Raw genomic sequence first — 16,467 nt, 5'->3', positions numbered from 1 at the left:
GCGAGCCATGATTCGAACCCGCTTTCAAACATGTTTGCACCACGTCTGCCGGGTAGCTGAATCTCGCGAAATACGCCTGAGGAGGAAGCAATGGGCTGGGGATACCGGAAATCCATGAAGTTCGGTCCGTTCCGTCTTAACCTTTCGCGGAGTGGAGTGGGCCACAGCTGGGGAAACCGCGCCTTCAGGGTCACCAAGACGGCCGACGGGCGCCGTACTCTGAACGTCAACCTTCCCGGCGGTTTCCACTGGCGCAAGACGCTCAGCGGTAACGGCAGCCGTCGCTGATGGGCATTACCCGGGAACCGTTCGCGAACGCCGCTCGTTCTCATGACACGACGCGAGATTTCGGGGAGTCCGGGGAGAAGGCAATGGGCTGGGGATACAGGAAGTCGATCAAAGTCGGTCCCTTCAGGATCGACCTGTCCCCGCAAGGGGTCGGCCACAGCTTCGGCAACCGCCGATTCCACGTCAGCAGAACTCCTGACGGCCGCAAGTACGTGACCGTCAACCTGCCGGGCGGGTTCCACGTGGGCAAGGCGATCGGCCGGAGCTCCCGGCGTCACCGGCACCACCACTACTGACGCGGGGCCATATACCTGAAAGAGCGGCCCGCCCCTTTCCCAAGGGGCGGGCCGCTCTCTCGCGTTCCGGGTGACCCGCCTTTCAGGGGCGGATCCCGGGGGTGGACCGCTCGCCGGCGTCCGCGGGTCGCCGGGGTCGCGACGGCCGGAGGGTCATCCCCGGCAGGCCGCCACGACGCGCTCCACGGCCTCGGCGAGCGGGATCTCCTCCTTGGCGCCGGTGGCGCGGTCGCGCAGCTCCGCGACGCCCTGGGTGAGCCCCCGGCCGACGATCAGGATCGTCGGCATGCCGAGCAGCTCCGCGTCCTTGAACTTCACTCCCGGCGAGACGCCGGGGCGGTCGTCCACCAGGACGCGCAGCCCGCGGCCCTCCAGCTCCTCGGCGATCCGGGTGGCGGCCTCGACCTGGCCGTCCTTGCCGGTGCCCACGACGTGGACGTCGGCGGGGGCGACCTCGCGGGGCCAGACCAGCCCGAGCTCGTCGTGCCTCTGCTCGGCCAGCACCGCCACGGCCCGGGAGACACCGATGCCGTAGGAGCCCATGGTGACGCGGACCGGCTTGCCGTCGGGGCCGAGGGCGTCGAGCTTCGCGGCGTCGGCGTACTTGCGGCCGAGCTGGAAGATGTGGCCGATCTCGATGCCGCGGTCGATGGACAGGCCGGAGCCGCAGACCGGGCAGGCGTCGCCCGCGCGGACCTCGGCGGCCTCGATGGTGCCGTCGGCGACGAAGTCACGGCCGGCGACGACGTCCGCGGCGTGCTTGCCGGGCTCGTTGGCGCCGGTCACCCAGGAGCTGCCGTCGACCACACGGGGGTCGACGAGGTAGCGGATGCCGAGGTCCTTGAGGACCTGGGGACCGATGTAGCCGCGGACCAGGCCGGGGTGCTTCGCGAAGTCCCCGGCCTCGAAGATGGCGGGCTCGCCGGGGGCGAGGGAGGCCTCCAGCCGCTTGAAGTCGACCTCGCGGTCCCCGGGCAGGCCGATGATCACGGTCTCGGTCTTGCCCGAGCCGGGGACGGTCACCTTGACCACGATGTTCTTGAGCGTCTGGGCGGCGGTGACGCCGAGGCCGTGGTGCTCGTTGACGTGGTCGACCAGTGACTCGATGGTCGGGGTGTCGGGGGTGTCGAGCACCCGCATCGCGGGCCGCTCGCCGGTGATCGCGGCCGGCGCGGTGGTGACGACGGCCTCCGCGTTGGCCGCGTAGCCGCAGTTGTGGCAGGCCACGAAGGTGTCCTCGCCGGTGGCGGCGGGGGCGAGGAACTCCTCGGAGGCCGAGCCGCCCATCGCGCCCGACGTGGCGAAGCAGATCTTGTACGTGATGCCGAGCCGGTCGAAGGTCTTGATGTAGGTCTCGCGGTGGCGCTCGTAGGAGCGCTTGAGGCCGTCGTCGTCGAGGTCGAAGGAGTAGGAGTCCTTCATGACGAACTCGCGCCCGCGCAGGATGCCGGCCCGGGGACGGGCCTCGTCGCGATACTTGGTCTGGATCTGGTAGAGGGTCACCGGATAGTCCTTGTAGGAGGCGTACTCCCCCTTGACCATGTCGGTGAACATCTCCTCGTGGGTGGGACCGAGCAGGTAGTCGGCCCCCTTGCGGTCCTTGAGGCGGAAGAGCGTGTCGCCGTACTCGGTCCAGCGGCCGGTCGCCTCGTAGTACTCGCGGGGCAGCAGGGCGGGGAAGAGCACCTCCTGGCCGCCCATGCGGTCCATCTCCTCGCGCACGACGCGCGTGACGTTCTCCAGGACCCTCTTGCCGAGCGGCAGCCAGGAGTAGACGCCGGGCGCGACACGGCGGACGTAACCGGCGCGGACGAGCAGCTTGTGGCTCGGGACTTCCGCATCTGCCGGGTCGTCCCTCAGCGTTCGAAGAAACAGCGACGACATGCGCAGCAGCACGGCTACTCCTAGTTGGCGAGGTTCGATGCCCTACAGGCTATCGAGTCTCGCAAGCCGATTGTCGGTGGTCGACCGCTTCCGAGCCCGGCGGTGAGGGCTCAGATCCCGGTGAGGAAGACGAAGTACGAGGCCCCGAGGACCAGCGCGATCAGCGCGGAGCAGGCCCGGTCGCACCCGCGTCCCAGCGAGATCAGCGTCCCCAGCACGATCGCGATCACCACCGCGACGCCCCACGGCCAGAAGCCGGAGACGTGCTCGGGCCCGCCGGGCATCGCCTTGTCGATCCCGTCGAACAGGGCCAGCCCGGCCGCACCCCCGGCCGCGATGTCCCCCCAGCGGTCGTAGCGCTTGGCGAGGTAGGAAAGGACGCCGACGGCGACGAGGTTCGCGATCAGGAGGTTCATCGAGGCGCCGTCGCCGCCGAGGCTCAGGAGCCAGGCGTTCTTCTCGAAGATCGTGGCGACCAGCAGCGAGAGGATCGGGCCGAGCGCGGCCAGCATGCTGGAGAGGACCGCCCAGCCGAAGCCGGCCGCCGTCCGCCCCATGACGACGACGAACAGGAGGTAGGCGTACGGATTGTAAAGCGCGTACAGCAGCTCGGGCCCGTAGGCCAGCAGCGCTCCGACGCCCCCGAGCAGCATCCCCGCGAAAAGGGAGAGGACCATGTGCCGGAGAATGGCGCGATCCCGGCGGTCCCCGGCGACGAAGTCAAGCGTGTAATTACGTTCCACCAAAGCCACTGATCCCCCGATCGCATTTGCTAGTGGCTATCAGCAGTGTATCTGACCTGGGGAAACATCTCGAACACGTCAAGTTTACAAAGCAAGCGAGCGCTTGATAACGGTAAGGTTGACGACCGCTCGATCAAGCCGTTTCCATGATCTTTCTCAGCGCCTTTCCGGGGGCGGCCGGGATCTCCGCGACGCCGTCCGCCCCTTTCTCGCCGGGCGCCCGGACGCCCGCGGCCGGTTCGCCGTACCGGTCGCCGCCCGGATGAGCGAGCCTCGCCCGCCGCCCGGGCGGTGGCCCTCGCGAGGCGACGCCGGCGGCCCGGCCGCTCCGGGGCGTCAGCCACCGAGAAGGATCTCCCAGGGGTGGCGGGAGGTGGTCCTGCGGGTGGTGTCGAGCGCCTCGCCGAGGCGGCGCAGACCGGCCCTGCCGCGGAAACGCTCGCGGTGCACGGGGTCGACGGCGCGCAGGACGAACGGGACGCCCATGACGTCCAGGGTGGCGTCACCCGCCGTGGCGGGACCGGAGCGGGTGACCAGCGCGCCGGGGCAGCCCGGATCGCGGACATGCCTGGCCAGGACGGCGGCGATGTCGGCCGCGCCGGGGCCGTCGCGCCACTCGATGTGCCAGCCGTGGTCGGCCCCGCGCCACCAGGTCAGGTCGCGGCAGGACTCCATGAGCTCCGACTCCCCGGCGAGCGCGGCCATCACCCGCCCGAACGCCTCGTACCGGAGCCCGCACGAAGGCCGGCTCTCACCGGACATCCCGGGTATGCCGGGGACGCCAGGAACATCGGGAGCACCGGGAGAACCCGGGGAGCCGGAGGAGCCGGGAGCGCGTCCTGTCCGGCGCGGTCCTCTCGCGTCCTGAAGCGGGCTGTCCTTCGGACGCCGGGCGTTCGCTTTGCGGCGCTTCTCCGCTCCTGAACTCACGAGAACCAACTGTGATCCGCCGGGCTTGTCCCCGCAAGTGCTGATTCGGCACCTGGCCTGACGCCACGGGGCGGGCCGAACCGGTCGTCGCCGGCGCGGCCGCGGCGCCCCGCGCCTCGGCCGGCAGGACCGGCTTGCCCCCGAAGATCCTCTCGTCACGCCGGCCGGCCGCGCCTCTCCGGTGGAGCGGCACCGGTCCCGGACGGCCTCCGGGATCCACCGCGCGCCTCGCGAATCGGAAGGGAAAGGGCGAGGGGCGGGAGAAACGGCGGGTGAATCGATCATGTCGGCGCGTGAGTCTGGCGGGTTGCCCCGGGGTGATACAGAATCAAGCAGGGCATCGCGTTCATGACATCCAACGCCGGGGAGGCGACATGTCACTGCGAGTCGCGATCGTGGGGTCAGGACCCGCCGGGATCTACACCGCCGAGGCCCTGACGAGACAGGCCGCCGTGCCGCTCAGGGTGGACGTCCTGGAGCGCCTGCCGACGCCGTACGGGCTGGTGCGTTACGGGGTGGCTCCCGACCACACCTCGATCAAGTCGATAGCGGGCTACCTGCGCGGCGTGCTGGAGCTTCCCGAGGTGCGGTTCCTCGGCGGGGTCGAGCTGGGCAAGGACGTCGACGTCGCCGACCTGCTCGACTGCTACGACGCCGTGGTCTACTGCACCGGCGCGATGGTGGACCGGCGGATGGGCATTCCCGGCGAGGACCTGCCGGGCAGCGTGGCCGCCACCGACTTCGTCAACTGGTACTGCGGCCACCCCGACATGCCCGCCGACCGCTTCGTCCTCGACAGTCCCGAGGTCGCGGTGATCGGCGTGGGCAACGTGGCGGTCGACGTGGTGCGCGTCCTGGCCAAGACCGCCGAGGAACTGCGCGCCACGGACGTGCCCGAGGAGGTGCTGACCCGGCTGGCCGCCAGCGAGGTGAAGACCATCCACATGATCGGACGCCGGGGACCCGAGCACGCCAAGTTCACGCTGAAGGAGCTCAGGGAGCTGGGCGAGCTGACCAACGCGGACGTGCGCGTACGGCCCGAGGAGTGCGTGGCGGACGTCACGACGGCGTCCCGGCAGGTCCGGGGGAACGTCGAGGTCCTGCGGAGCTGGACCACCCGCGCCCCCGTGGGCCGCCCCCGGCGGCTGGACGTGCGGTTCTGGATGCGCCCGGTGGAGATCCTCGGCGAGGGGCGGGTGGAGGCGCTCAGGCTGGAGCGCACCCGGCTGGTGGACGGCCGGGTCGTCGGCACCGGCGAGTTCGAGACCCTTTCGGTCGGCATGGTGCTGCGCTCGGTCGGCTACCAGAGCGTCCCCCTGCCCGGCGTCCCGTTCTCCGAGACCAGCATGACCGTGCCGAACGAGGCCGGCCGGGTCCGCGACCGCGAGTACGTGGCGGGCTGGCTCAAGCGGGGCCCCACCGGTGTGATCGGCACCAACAAGTCCGACGCCGCGGAGACGGTCCGCACCCTCCTCGCCGACCTGGCCGGTCGCGATCCGGTACGCCGCGCGGACCTGGACGACCTTCTCGCCGCCCGGGGAGTCTCGCCGATCACCTACGAGCACTGGCTGTCCATCGAGGCGGCGGAGGAGGCCCTGGCCAGATCCCTCGACCGGGGCGAGCGGGTGAAGCTCCTCGGCCTCACCGCCATGCTCACCGCCTGCGATCGGGAACCGCGGCCGGGAAGCGACCTGGGGACCGGCTGAACCGGCCGGTCCGGCCGGACCGGCCGGACGTCGGGGACGGCCGGTGGCCAGGACGCGTCCGCCTCGGCGTGCCCGTCCGAGCCCGCGCGTCCGGCCGAACCGGCCCCCGCCCGAACCGGCACGTCCAGGAGGAGCACCAGCATGCGCGTCACGTTCGCCGACCCGTCCGCCCTGATCCCGGGTTTCGAGGAGACCCATGACGATCAGATCCTGCTGTACCCGTACCGGCCGGTCGAGTGGCAGCCCGTGCACACGGTCTACGTCCCGGCCGACCGGTTCGACGCCGGGACGACGCGGGAGTGGGGTGACGTCGCGCTGGAGTCGTTCCGGCGGCACCTGTCCGAAGGCGACCTGGCCTCGATCCTCGGCACGACTCCCGGCGTGTCCCCCGGCGCGGGCGAGGACCTCGCCGGGGCCGTGCACGGGAAGGTGGCCGCCAAGCTCGCCCGGGAGCCCGTCGAGGACCTCCGGATCGACTTCGAGGACGGTTACGGGACGCGTCCCGAGGAGGAGGACGGCCACGTCTCCGCCGCCGCCAAGGCGGTCGTGACCATGCACGCGGCCGGGACGCTCCCCCGGCGCTGGGGGTTGCGGGTGAAGTCGTTCTCCGACGGCGACCCGGTCCGCGCCCTGCGGACCCTGGACGGTTTCCTCACCGGCGTGACCGAACGGGCCGGGTACCTGCCGGACGGGTTCGTCGTCACCTTCCCGAAGGTGTTGATGAGGGGATACCTGCACCAGTTCGTTGACTTCCTCGACGCGCTGGAGGACGGGCTGGGCCTCGGCCCGAACACGCTGAGGTTCGAGCTCCAGGTGGAGGCGCCGCAGACGGTGACGATGCTCCACGCGGGCCTGACGACCTCCCTGTGGGGAAGGCTGGCTGCGGCGCACTTCGGCGTCTTCGACTACACGGCGAGCTGTGGCCTCCCCCCGCACGAGCAGCGGCTGGACCACCCCGCCTGCGACCACGCCAGGCACGTCATGCAGACGGTCTTCGCCGGGACCGGGGTCGAGCTGTCGGACGGCTCGCTGGCCGCCTCCCCCGCCTCGGACGACGGGCGTGACGTGCGGGCCCTGTGGCGGCGCCACGCGGAGCTGGTCGGGCGCTCTTTGACCCACGGCTTCTACCAGGGCTGGGACATGCACCCCTCCCACCTGGTCAGCCGGTACGCGGCGGTGTACGCCTTCCACCTGTCCCGGTACGGGGAGTACGCCCGCCGGGTGCGCGCCTGGGAGGAGCGGCGCGACGCCGGGGAGGGCGTGATGGACGAGCCCGCCACGGTCAAGACCATGGCCGCCGCCCTCCGCCGCGCGGACCTGGCGCTGGGCACCGACCACACCGACCACACCGACCACACGGAACGACCGGTCTGACTCCGGTCGCCCACCCCGCCGGGGGAACGCCCGGTCCGGCCGGTACGGCCGAAAGGCCCGGCGCCCCCCGGGCCTTTCGTCGAGACCTCCGGCGCTCCGGAAGCCTCCCGCCGGGGAGCTCCGCCCGCGAGCCTCGACGAGCCTCGGCGGCCTCAGTCGATCAGGGCGCGCCACTCGCGGACCCGGCGGGCGTCGACCGGGTCCGACCAGGACGCCCGCACGGCGCTGCCGACGTGGAAGGCCCGCACGCCGTACTCCATCAGCACCCCGACGTGGCCGGGCCGCAGCCCGCCGCCGGCCATGATCAGCGGGCCGTCCCCGGCCTCGCACCGGGTCTTGAGCAGCGGCAGCCCGTCCGACACGCCACCGGGCGCACCCGAGGTGAGCACGGTGGCGAGGTTGGGCAGGAGGCGGACGGCGCGCCAGCTCGCCTGGGTGTCGGCCGCGTGGTCCACCGCCCGGTGGAAGGTCCAGGGCAGCGGCGCGACCGCGTGGATGAGCGCCTCGGTGGCGGCCAGGTCGACCGCTCCCGCCTCGTCGAGGAAACCGAACACGAACCCGGCCGCGCCCGCGTCGGCGAGGGCCCTGGCATCGCGGCTCAGGGCCTTCAGCGACTCGGGCGTGGCCAGGAACGAGGCCTCGCCGCGCAACATCACCATCTGCGGCAGCGCGCACTCCTTGGAGATCGCCGCGACCGTTTCCGGTGCCGGGGTGAGCCCGTCGGAGGCCATGTCGGCGACGACCTCCAGGCGATCGGCGCCGCCCGCCTCCGCGGCGACGGCGTCGCGCACGTCGAGCGTGATCACCTCAAGCAAGGATCCGGTCATGAATGGAGGCTATCGGATGGCTTTGTCCTGGGATCGCCGTGGTTCAGACATGCTCGGGGACGGACGACCCGCGCCGGTCCGAGATGGGCAGCGCGAGACCGGACGCGCGAGCGCGCAGGCCTCCCGGCCGCTGGAACAGGGCACCGGAGGCACGATGCGGCAGGTCGACCGTGCGGAGATGCGTGAAACGCTGCCTCCGATAGTAGCCCTGCAACCCCGGGTTGTCCTTGGAGCAGTCAAGCCGGAGCCATCTTTTCCCCAGGGTGAGGACCCGCAGGCCCGCCCAGTCCAGGAGCGCCTCCCCCAGCCCCGCGCCCGCGTGGTCGCGCGCCACGGCCAGCTTGTGGACGTAGAGCGCCGAACCGGGGTCGTCCCCCCGGGTCCAGAACTCGGGGTCGGCGTGGCCGTCCAGGGCGACGGTGGCGACGGGCCCGTCCGGCCGGCCCGGCCCGTCCTCCCCGTCCAGCAGGTACAGGACGCCCTCGCCGATCAGCGGGGTGATGCGCCCGGCGGGGAACCCGTCGGCGGGCCACTGCCGCACGCCGCGACGGTTCAGCCACCCGGCGGTCTCGGCGAGGAGCGCGAGCACCCCGTCGAGGTCACCCTCGGTGGCCCTGCGCAGCGTGAACGGGCGCGTGGCGGTGGGACTGGCGGTGTTCGAGTGCATGGTTCATCCCTTCGTTGCTTTCGGTGCACGAGATGACACGGAGCGTGTCCATGTGATGGCGCACGGCGTCCATGCCGGGCTAGGCGGATGCCTAGGGGCCTGAGGCGAGCGGTGAGACCGCGATCGGGAGAGGCGGCGGGGCGAGGCGCGCCGGGACGGAAGGCGCCGGCGGGAGCAGCGGAGAGCGGCCCGCCGGGGCGAAGAGCGCGAAGAAGAGGGAAGAACGGCCCGCCGGGGCGAAAGGCGCGGGGAAGAGGGAGGAGCGGCGTCTAGCCACCCGGCGGACGCGGCCCGGTGCTCGCCCGCGGCGCGGGCGGAACGAGGGCCGGCCCGTCAGGGCGGTCACGGAGACGTCAACGGCTTTCCAGCTCGTACCGGATCAGGTGCTTGTCGGCGGGCAGGACCGACACCGCCACGCGTACCGGGGTGTCGTCCTCGTCGTAGCCGACCCGGATGTAGACGACGACCGGCGTGCCGAGCTGGAGCTGGAGCCGCTCGGTCTCCGCGCTGTTGGGCATCCGCGCCCAGATGTCGTCGACCACCCGCACCTGCCGGTGGCCGAGTTCCTCCAGGACCTTGTTGGCCCCGCGCACGATGTCGCCTGGCCGGGTGATCTCGGAGTCGGCGACCAGGGCCAGGGGGAAGTAGGAGTCGTTGGTGTTGTACGGCTGGCCGTCCACGAAGCGCAGCCGGCGGCGGACCACGGCGAGCTCGTCGTCGGACAGCTCCAGCCTGCTGGCGATCTCCTCGGCCGGTTGCACGATCGAGACCTCGATCTCCTGGCTCGGCGCGCGTCCCTCGCGGGAGACGGCCCAGGCGAAGGCCTCCAGGGTCTCCTCGCGCCGCGGCTGCAGCTCGCGCTGGGGGTGCATGAGCAGCGGGCGGCGTTCCCTGACGACGGTGCCCCTGCGGGGGGTGCGGGTGACCAGGCCCTCGTTCACGAGCTCGCCGAGGGCCAGCCGTACGGTGTTGCGGCTGACCTGGTGGGCGAGCATGAGTTCCGCCTCGGTCGGCAGCTGATCCCCCGGTCCGAGCGCACCGGAGTAGATGATCCTCCGTAGGTCGGAGGCCACCTGTTGATACAGCGTTGACCGTGCCATTAAGTCCCCTTTGTGCCAACAAAACTAGACGATCTGGTTCTAGCGGGGAACAGCCCCTTGACCCAACCTCCCAAGACCCGCATCATCCAATCGTTGGTACAAATCCATCGAAAGGTCAGCGAGGGGGTGGAGGCCGGTGCTGTCGGTCCGCACGGATACGCCGTACCTGCCCTGGCGCGATCCCCGCGAGGCAACACGTTTACTGCGTTACGCGTTGCACCGCCAGGGATTCACGCACACCTACCAGAGCAACGGAAACGGCATGTCCGTGCTCTCGGTGCTGACCGATCTGACTGTCTGGTGCAAGAACGGGCTGTTCGTCTGGAACGAGGACGGCGTCGAGTCGTCCCACCCGGCCGACGACCCGGTGGGAGCGGCCCGTCTCATCTCACGGCACTACCGGCGGCCCGCCCCCGACGACGACCTCTGCGAGGAGGGTGCGGACCAGCCGGTCCGCACCCTCACCACCACAGACTCCGAGCGCGACTAGCAGGCCGAGGACCCCATCCCTCGCCGGGGTCCTCCGCCGCCGCGCCCGGGGCGGAACGCGTCCTGGCGGGTCCCCCACGCCCGCCAGGGCGCGATTCCCATCGCGGGATCGCGTCCACGGGACGGGACCCGCCAAGGCGTGACCGCTCGCCTGCCCACCCCCCGCCTCCGGCGGCGAGCGGCCCGCCGGGGACGGAAGACGTGAGACCGCGCGAGGGAAGACAATTACCCTCATGCGGTTCGGGATCCTGGGCACCACGCGGGCATGGCACGACGGCCCCACCGGCGCCACCGACGCCACAACCGTCACAGCCGCCGGAGAGGCGACCGGCGGCGAGGTACGCGTCGGCGGGCCGGCCCGGCGGGCGCTGCTGGGCCTGCTGCTCGCCCGCGCCGGCGAGGTGGTGACGGCCGACCTCCTGATCGACGACCTCTACGGCTCGCGGCCACCCGGAGGGGCCGCGCACGCGCTGCAGTCGCAGGTGTCCCGGCTCCGCCAGGTCCTGGGGGACGAGGCCGAGATCGAGACCGTCCCCTCGGGATACCGGCTCGTGATCGATCCCGATGACCTCGACGCCCGCCGTTTCGAGCGGCTGTCGGACGAGGGACGCCGGGCCCTGCTCGGCGGGGACCCTGCGGGGGCGGCCGTGCTGCTGCGGGAGGCCCTGGCCCTGTGGCGGGGGCCCGCGCTCGCCGACGCCGCGGACGCCGCCTCCGTACAGGCCCTGGTGCTGCGGCTGGAGGAGCGCAGGCTCGGCGCCCTGGAGGACCGGATCGAGGCCGACCTCCGGCGGGGCGAGCACCGGGCCGCGGTGCCCGAGCTGCAGGAGCTGATCGCCGGGCACCCGCTGCGGGAAAGGCTCAGGAGCCTGCTCATGCGCGCCCTGCGGGCGGGCGGCAGGCAGGCGGAGGCCCTGCTCGCGTTCGAGGAGACGCGGCTGCTGCTCGCCGACGAGCTCGGCGCGGACCCCTCGGCCGAGCTGGCGGCCGTCCACCGGGAACTGCTCAGGGGCGAGCGGCCGTACGAGCCGCCCGCGCCACCGGCGCAGCTGACCAGCTTCGTGGGCCGCGCCGAGGACCTGGCCGAGGTCACCCGGCTGCTCGGGACGGCGCGCCTGGTCACCCTGCTCGGCCCCGGCGGGGCGGGCAAGACCAGGCTGTCGATCGAGGTCGCGAGCAGGCTGCCCGACGTCTGCTTCGTCGAACTCGCGGCGCTGCGCGACGGGCGGCAGCTGCCGCAGACCCTGCTCGGCGCGCTCGGTCTCCGCGAGAGCGGGCTGCTCACCGGGCCCGAGGAGACGGAACCCGTCTCCCGGCTGCTCGCGGCGCTGGCCGACCGGCCGCTGCTGCTCGTCCTCGACAACTGCGAACACGTCGTCGAGGCGGCCTCGGACCTGGCCGCGCGGCTGCTCGCCGGATGTTCGCGGCTGCGCGTCTTGGCGACGAGCCGGGAGCCGCTCGGCATCACCGGCGAGAACCTGTGGCCGGTCCGGCCGCTCGGCCCGTCCCCCGCCGCGCGGCTCTTCACCGACCGGGCCTCGGCCGTGCGTCCCGGTTTCGCGCTGGACGAGGCCGGAGCGGAGACCGTACGGCGGATCTGCCGCGAGCTCGACGGCCTGCCGCTGGCCATCGAGCTCGCGGCGGCCAGGGCTCGCACGTACGAGCTCCCCGAGCTCGCCGCCCGCCTGGACGACCGCTTCCGCCTGCTGTCGCGGGGCAGCCGCACGGCCGACGCCAGGCACCGGACGCTGCGCGCGGTCGTGGCGTGGAGCTGGGACCTGCTGTCCGGAGCCGAGCAGGTGACGGCCAGGCGCCTGACGGTCTTCTCCGGCGGCGCGACCGCCGAGGCCGCGGCCCGGGTCTGCGGGGTGCCCGACGCCGAGGACGTGCTGGACTCCCTGGCCGACAAGTCCCTGGTGGAGGTGGGCGGCGGGCGCTACCGGATGCTCGACACGATCCACGCCTACTGCGCCGAGCAGTTGGAGGTGGCCGGGGAGGCCGAGGCCCTGCGGCGCGCGCACGCGGACCACTTCCTGGAGCTGGCGCGGGAGGCGGACCCCCACCTGCGGCGTGCCGAACAGCTCCGGTGGCTGGAGATCCTCGTCGCGGAGCACGCCAACCTCCAGGCCGCGCTGCGCTGGGCCGTCGAGGCGGAGGAGATCGAGCTCGCCCTCGCACTGTTCGCCTGCTTGTCACCATATTTCTGGATGCGCGGCATGCGGACCCTGGCGACGGCACCGGCGGTCGCGCTCCTGGACATGATCGGTGCCGGCCCGCCCCCCGGGCTCGGGGACGGGTACGTGCTCTGTGCCCTGGCGGCGGCGGCCGGTGGCGGCGGCCGGGAGGCGTGGAAGCGCCACCGGGCGACGGCCGAGGCGGTCGTCGTCGACCCCGACCGGCCGCACCGCCACCCGATCGTCACCTTCCTCTGGCCGATGATCAACTCCGGCGACGAGGATTCGCGGGTCGCCCTCGCGGTGATCGACCGCGGCCGGGCGGGGGACGACCCCTGGGAGCGGGCCGTCGTCCACCTGCTGTGGGGATACCCGCAGCTCGCGGCCGGGGACCTGGCGCGGGCCGAGGACGAGTTCACCTCGGCCGCCGACGCCTTCCGCTCGCTGGGCGACCGGTGGGGGACGTCGCTCGCCCTGGACGCGCTGGCCGGTCTCGCGGCCCTGCGCGGCGACCCCGGGAAGGCGATCGCCCTGACCGACGAGGCCCTCGCCCTCACCGAGCGGCTCGGCGCCCTCGAGGACGTCCCCGACCTGCTGTGCAACCGGGGCGACTACCGCGTCCAGGCCGCCCGGACCGGGAAGGAGCCCGCGGGCACCGGTCTCGGGCGGGCGCGCGCCGACTACGAGCGGGCCGCCGAGATCGCCCGCCACGCGGGCAGCCCCACCTACCTGGCCGCGGCGCTGCGCGGCCTCGGCGACATCGCGCGGCTGGAGGGCGACCTGGCCGGGGCCCGCCTGCTGTACGAGCAGGCGCTCGACCGGTTCGAGACGCACTGGGTGCGGAGCGCGGGCAACCGGACGAGCGCGCTCTTCGGGCTCGGCAGGATCGCCGAGGCCTCCGGCGACCTCGGCGAGGCCCGCGCCCTGCACCGGCGGGCCGCCGAGGTGGCGGCGGAGACGGGGGCGATCACCGAGGGCGCCCGCCCGATCGAGGCCCTCGCGGGAATCGCCCTGCTCGAAGGGGACGCCCCCGGCGCCGCCCTGCTGCTCGGCGCGGCCGTCGCCCTGCGGGGAGTCGCCGGCGAGGACGACCCCGACGTCTCCCGTACGGCCGCCGCCGCGCGGGCCGCGCTGGGCGAGACGCCGTACGAGGCCGCCCGCCGCGAGGGGGCGCGGCTGTCCGGGGCGGACGCGCTGCGCCTGGCCGGCGTCTCCGAGACCCTCATCCGGAACTCACCGGTCAACGGCCTCGCCGACCCCGGGCCGGCCCTGCCCGGCTGACCGGCCCACGGCCTGAGGCCTGAGGCCTGAGGTATGCGGCGCACCGGTGCGGCGGGTGCGCGGCTCGCGGCTCGCGGTGAGCCTCCGGTGAAAGCGGTGAGCTCGCGGTGATCGGGCGGTGAGCGCCCTCGGACAGGCTCGCCCCATGAACACCACACCGCGGCTCAAGAACAAGAACATCCTGATCTCGGGGGCCGGCGTCGCCGGTCCGGCACTGGCCTACTGGCTGCACCGCCACGGCTTCACCCCCACGGTCGTGGAACGGGCGCCCGGCGTCCGCGACGGCGGCTACGCGGTCGACTTCCGCGGCGAGGCACACCTCACCGTGCTCGCCCGGATGGGGATCCTGGACGACATCCGGCGCGAGCGGACGAACCCGGGGAGCTGGCCGCCGCGGGCGGCGACCACCGCGCGGGCCTCGCCGGCTACGAGGAGGCCATGCGCGCGTACGCGGCGGGATGCCAGAAGTCGGGCGACGGGGTGGGCAGGTGGATGGTTCCCGAGAGCCGGTTCATGGCCTGGTTCGTCAACCAGAACTACAAGCTCCTGCCCTACGTGCCGTGGAAGGGACTGATCGCCAAGAGCATCCGGCGGACGGCGAACGCCATCACCCTGAAGGACTACGAGCGTTGACCCGGCCGAACCTCACGCCACCGGCGAACGCCCTCGTCCGTGGCGAACCTTGAACGAGACGCGCGCCCGGGGGCGCGGAACGGGCCGGTCAGTCCCGGTCGCCGAGGTCCAGGCGGTCGGCCAGGCCGACGGCGGTGAAGGCGGCGACCAGCTCGTCGCGGCCCTCGGTGAAGTGGGCCCAGCTGTCGTAGTGGACGGGGACCACCCGGCGGGCGCCGAGGATCCTGGCGGCCTCGGCGGCCTGCGCGCTGTCCAGGACGATCGGTTCGCCGTCGAAGAGGACGGGGAAGCGGGGAGCTCCGGCGAAGAGGACGGCGGTGTCCACGGGGCCGAAGCGTGCGGCGATCTCCTTGACCAGGCCGAGGGAGGCGTTGTCGCCGCTGACGTAGACGGTGGGCATTCCTTCGCCGGTCAGGACGAAACCGACGACCTGGCCGAGGATCGCCTCGACCTCCTCGCGCGGTCCGGGGCCGTGGAGCGCGGGCACGCCGGTGACGGTGACGGTGCCGCCGCCGGGGCGGTCCAGCTCGACCGACTCCCAGTCGGCCAGGCCCCTGGCCCCGTTCCCCAGGCGCCGCCCGCCGTCGGGGGTGGTGAGGGTGAGGGGGACGTCGGCGAGCAGGGTCCGGCCGGAGATGTCGAGGTTGTCGGGGTGCTCGTCGTGAGAGAGCAGGACCACGTCGATACGGCCCAGCTCGGCGGGGGTGGCGGTGGATGGGGCGGTCTTGACCAGGAGCGGGCCACCCGGCGTCTGGTAGTCGCCGGGGGCGTCGAAGGTCGGGTCGACGAGGAAACGCAGGCCGCCGTACTCGAAGAGGGCGGTCGGTCCTCCGAAGACGCGGACGGAGAACCGCTCGCCGGCGGGGCTGGTGGCAGACATGTGGAAGGTCCCTTGCGGATAGAGGGTGGTGTGGCGTGCCCGGCTTCCGAAAAGCTCCGCGAAGGCCGTCCGACCGGGCCCGCACGTAACCAGATCCACTTTGCCAGGTAACCCTCCACGTAAGCCGAAGGGCACGGCCGGAGTCGGTCAAAAGCATGGGCCGGGAGGACCCGCCGGTGAAGCGGACGGGGTCGGATCCGCCACGAGCTCCCTGAGAGGTGCCGCCGCGGATCGATGACCGCTCTCCGCGCGTTCAGGTCCGCCAGGCCCCCCGGCCGTGCCGATCCCCGGCCGCGACCGTGCCATCGGTCACGCGGATCGCCCTACCGGCGCGAACCGCTCCGGAACCGCGCGGCGTCAGGTGGTGGCGCGGGCGGCCTTGTGGATGAGGTTGGCCACCGCGCCGGGTTCGGAGACGGTGACGGCGTGGGAGGCGTCGATCTCGACGGTCGTGGACTTCGCCCTCTTGGACATGAAGCGCATGGATTCGGCGGGGATGGCCAGGTCCTGCCTGGTGATCATGCTCCAGGATTTGATGGTCTTCCACGCGGTCTTGATGGCCCTGTCCTCAAGGGCGCCGGCGGCGATGGGCCGCTGGGTGACGGCCATCAGGTCGGTGGTCCGGCGCGGCACGTCGGCGGCGAACACCGCGCGGAACTTGTCCTGCAGGATGTACAGGTCGTCCGCCGTGCCACCGTCCGCGGTGGGGAACGGGACGGTTTTGAGGGCGTCGCCGAGCTCGCCGCCGGGGAACCTGCCCGCCAGCTCGGCGGTGCTCTCGCCGACCTCGGGCTGGAAGCTGGCGATGTAGACGAGGGCCTTCACGTCGCGGTCACCGTCGGCGGCCTCGCTCAGCACGGTGCCTCCGTACGAATGGCCGGCGAGGACGATCGGGCCGTTCACGCTGTTCAGGACGCTGCGGAGGTACTGCGCGTCGTGGCGCAGGCCGCGGAGCGGGTTGGCCGGGGCGATGACCGGGTAGCCCTTGCGCCTGAGGTCGGCGATCACCCCGTTCCAGCTGGAGGAGTCGGCGAAGGCCCCGTGGACCAGGACGACCGTGGGCTTGATCGAACCCGCGTCGGCGGTGGCGACACCGCTGGAGAGGAGCGCGGCGACGAGCACACCGGTGGCGGCGGCCGCGCGCTTGAGGTTCGGCTTGAGGTTCGGCTTGAGGTTCATGGAACTTCCCTTCTGC

The 16,467-nt window shown here is 72.5% G+C and carries 15 protein-coding genes and 1 pseudogene; 8 read left to right on the top strand and 8 right to left on the bottom strand.

Annotated features, from left to right (window positions below; translation table 11 throughout):
- The first annotated feature begins 90 nt into the window (after positions 1-90).
- Together ACTOQ3_RS09620 and ACTOQ3_RS09615 are read left to right on the top strand one after the other, a co-directional pair.
- Positions 91-288: a DUF4236 domain-containing protein gene (locus tag ACTOQ3_RS09620; RefSeq protein ID WP_440083003.1), complete on the top strand. Its 198-nt coding sequence runs from the start codon at positions 91-93 to the stop codon at positions 286-288.
- Between the two features lie 83 nt (positions 289-371).
- A complete protein-coding gene (locus ACTOQ3_RS09615; RefSeq protein ID WP_440083002.1) occupies positions 372-584 on the top strand; it encodes a DUF4236 domain-containing protein in 213 nt (70 codons plus the stop codon).
- A gap of 153 nt (positions 585-737) precedes the next feature.
- Here the strand turns inward: ACTOQ3_RS09615 and ACTOQ3_RS09610 are convergent, their stop codons facing one another.
- The 3 genes from ACTOQ3_RS09610 to ACTOQ3_RS09600 form a co-directional block, all read right to left on the bottom strand.
- Entirely contained in the window at positions 738-2,480 is a 1,743-nt protein-coding gene (locus ACTOQ3_RS09610; RefSeq protein WP_440083001.1) for a proline--tRNA ligase, read from the bottom strand.
- 98 nt (positions 2,481-2,578) lie between these two features.
- Entirely contained in the window at positions 2,579-3,145 is a 567-nt protein-coding gene (locus ACTOQ3_RS09605; RefSeq protein ID WP_440083000.1) for a hypothetical protein, read from the bottom strand.
- Positions 3,146-3,547: 402 nt separating this feature from the next.
- Entirely contained in the window at positions 3,548-3,973 is a 426-nt protein-coding gene (locus ACTOQ3_RS09600) for a hypothetical protein (RefSeq protein ID WP_362834382.1), read from the bottom strand.
- Positions 3,974-4,515: 542 nt separating this feature from the next.
- On the opposite strand from ACTOQ3_RS09600, the gene ACTOQ3_RS09595 reads away from it, so the two are divergent.
- A complete protein-coding gene (locus ACTOQ3_RS09595) occupies positions 4,516-5,847 on the top strand; it encodes an FAD-dependent oxidoreductase (RefSeq protein WP_440082999.1) in 1,332 nt (443 codons plus the stop codon).
- Between the two features lie 141 nt (positions 5,848-5,988).
- On the top strand, positions 5,989-7,221 hold the full coding sequence (locus tag ACTOQ3_RS09590; RefSeq protein WP_440082998.1) for a DUF6986 family protein: 1,233 nt from the start codon (positions 5,989-5,991) through the stop codon (positions 7,219-7,221).
- 152 nt (positions 7,222-7,373) lie between these two features.
- Here ACTOQ3_RS09590 and ACTOQ3_RS09585 read toward each other — a convergent pair whose 3' ends face one another.
- From ACTOQ3_RS09585 to ACTOQ3_RS09575, 3 genes are all read right to left on the bottom strand, one after another.
- Positions 7,374-8,048: a copper homeostasis protein CutC gene (locus ACTOQ3_RS09585; RefSeq protein ID WP_440071107.1), complete on the bottom strand. Its 675-nt coding sequence runs from the start codon at positions 8,046-8,048 to the stop codon at positions 7,374-7,376.
- A gap of 43 nt (positions 8,049-8,091) precedes the next feature.
- The gene (locus ACTOQ3_RS09580; protein ID WP_440082997.1) at positions 8,092-8,715 is read right to left on the bottom strand and encodes a GNAT family N-acetyltransferase; all 624 of its coding nucleotides are present in this window, start codon (positions 8,713-8,715) and stop codon (positions 8,092-8,094) included.
- Positions 8,716-9,068: 353 nt separating this feature from the next.
- Entirely contained in the window at positions 9,069-9,815 is a 747-nt protein-coding gene (locus tag ACTOQ3_RS09575) for a GntR family transcriptional regulator (protein WP_362834392.1), read from the bottom strand.
- Between the two features lie 262 nt (positions 9,816-10,077).
- Between ACTOQ3_RS09575 and ACTOQ3_RS09570 the strand changes: the two genes are divergently transcribed.
- The 4 genes and pseudogenes from ACTOQ3_RS09570 (at position 10,078) to ACTOQ3_RS09555 (ending at position 14,392) form a co-directional block, all read left to right on the top strand.
- Positions 10,078-10,305: a hypothetical protein gene (locus ACTOQ3_RS09570; protein WP_440082996.1), complete on the top strand. Its 228-nt coding sequence runs from the start codon at positions 10,078-10,080 to the stop codon at positions 10,303-10,305.
- A 232-nt stretch (positions 10,306-10,537) separates the two neighbouring features.
- Entirely contained in the window at positions 10,538-13,759 is a 3,222-nt protein-coding gene (locus ACTOQ3_RS09565) for a BTAD domain-containing putative transcriptional regulator (RefSeq protein ID WP_440082995.1), read from the top strand.
- A gap of 145 nt (positions 13,760-13,904) precedes the next feature.
- A pseudogene (locus tag ACTOQ3_RS09560) lies at positions 13,905-14,132 on the top strand (hypothetical protein); the annotation flags it as partial.
- A 65-nt stretch (positions 14,133-14,197) separates the two neighbouring features.
- Entirely contained in the window at positions 14,198-14,392 is a 195-nt protein-coding gene (locus tag ACTOQ3_RS09555; RefSeq protein WP_440083183.1) for a hypothetical protein, read from the top strand.
- A gap of 88 nt (positions 14,393-14,480) precedes the next feature.
- On the opposite strand, the gene ACTOQ3_RS09550 is transcribed toward ACTOQ3_RS09555, so the two are convergent.
- The gene (locus ACTOQ3_RS09550) at positions 14,481-15,272 is read right to left on the bottom strand and encodes an MBL fold metallo-hydrolase (RefSeq protein WP_440082994.1); all 792 of its coding nucleotides are present in this window, start codon (positions 15,270-15,272) and stop codon (positions 14,481-14,483) included.
- Positions 15,273-15,629: 357 nt separating this feature from the next.
- Positions 15,630-16,451: an alpha/beta fold hydrolase gene (locus ACTOQ3_RS09545; RefSeq protein WP_440082993.1), complete on the bottom strand. Its 822-nt coding sequence runs from the start codon at positions 16,449-16,451 to the stop codon at positions 15,630-15,632.
- Between the last annotated feature and the right edge of the window lie 16 nt (positions 16,452-16,467).

The organism is Streptosporangium sp. LJ11, from assembly GCF_051918945.1.
In the GTDB taxonomy this organism is placed as follows: Bacteria; Actinomycetota; Actinomycetes; order Streptosporangiales; family Streptosporangiaceae; genus Streptosporangium.
This window is presented reverse-complemented; position numbering and strand designations above follow the sequence as displayed.

What these genes read in the sequence shown, in the direction of transcription:
- ACTOQ3_RS09620 (WP_440083003.1), top strand. Translation starts at nt 91, where the DNA reads ATGGGCTGGGGATACCGGAAATCCATGAAGTTCGGTCCGTTCCGTCTT.
- ACTOQ3_RS09615 (WP_440083002.1), top strand. Translation starts at nt 372, where the DNA reads ATGGGCTGGGGATACAGGAAGTCGATCAAAGTCGGTCCCTTCAGGATC.
- ACTOQ3_RS09605 (WP_440083000.1), bottom strand. Translation starts at nt 3,145, where the DNA reads ATGGTCCTCTCCCTTTTCGCGGGGATGCTGCTCGGGGGCGTCGGAGCG.
- ACTOQ3_RS09600 (WP_362834382.1), bottom strand. Translation starts at nt 3,973, where the DNA reads ATGTCCGGTGAGAGCCGGCCTTCGTGCGGGCTCCGGTACGAGGCGTTC.
- ACTOQ3_RS09595 (WP_440082999.1), top strand. Translation starts at nt 4,516, where the DNA reads ATGTCACTGCGAGTCGCGATCGTGGGGTCAGGACCCGCCGGGATCTAC.
- ACTOQ3_RS09590 (WP_440082998.1), top strand. Translation starts at nt 5,989, where the DNA reads ATGCGCGTCACGTTCGCCGACCCGTCCGCCCTGATCCCGGGTTTCGAG.
- ACTOQ3_RS09585 (WP_440071107.1), bottom strand. Translation starts at nt 8,048, where the DNA reads ATGACCGGATCCTTGCTTGAGGTGATCACGCTCGACGTGCGCGACGCC.
- ACTOQ3_RS09580 (WP_440082997.1), bottom strand. Translation starts at nt 8,715, where the DNA reads ATGCACTCGAACACCGCCAGTCCCACCGCCACGCGCCCGTTCACGCTG.
- ACTOQ3_RS09575 (WP_362834392.1), bottom strand. Translation starts at nt 9,815, where the DNA reads ATGGCACGGTCAACGCTGTATCAACAGGTGGCCTCCGACCTACGGAGG.
- ACTOQ3_RS09570 (WP_440082996.1), top strand. Translation starts at nt 10,078, where the DNA reads ATGTCCGTGCTCTCGGTGCTGACCGATCTGACTGTCTGGTGCAAGAAC.
- ACTOQ3_RS09565 (WP_440082995.1), top strand. Translation starts at nt 10,538, where the DNA reads ATGCGGTTCGGGATCCTGGGCACCACGCGGGCATGGCACGACGGCCCC.
- ACTOQ3_RS09555 (WP_440083183.1), top strand. Translation starts at nt 14,198, where the DNA reads ATGCGCGCGTACGCGGCGGGATGCCAGAAGTCGGGCGACGGGGTGGGC.
- ACTOQ3_RS09550 (WP_440082994.1), bottom strand. Translation starts at nt 15,272, where the DNA reads ATGTCTGCCACCAGCCCCGCCGGCGAGCGGTTCTCCGTCCGCGTCTTC.
- ACTOQ3_RS09545 (WP_440082993.1), bottom strand. Translation starts at nt 16,451, where the DNA reads ATGAACCTCAAGCCGAACCTCAAGCCGAACCTCAAGCGCGCGGCCGCC.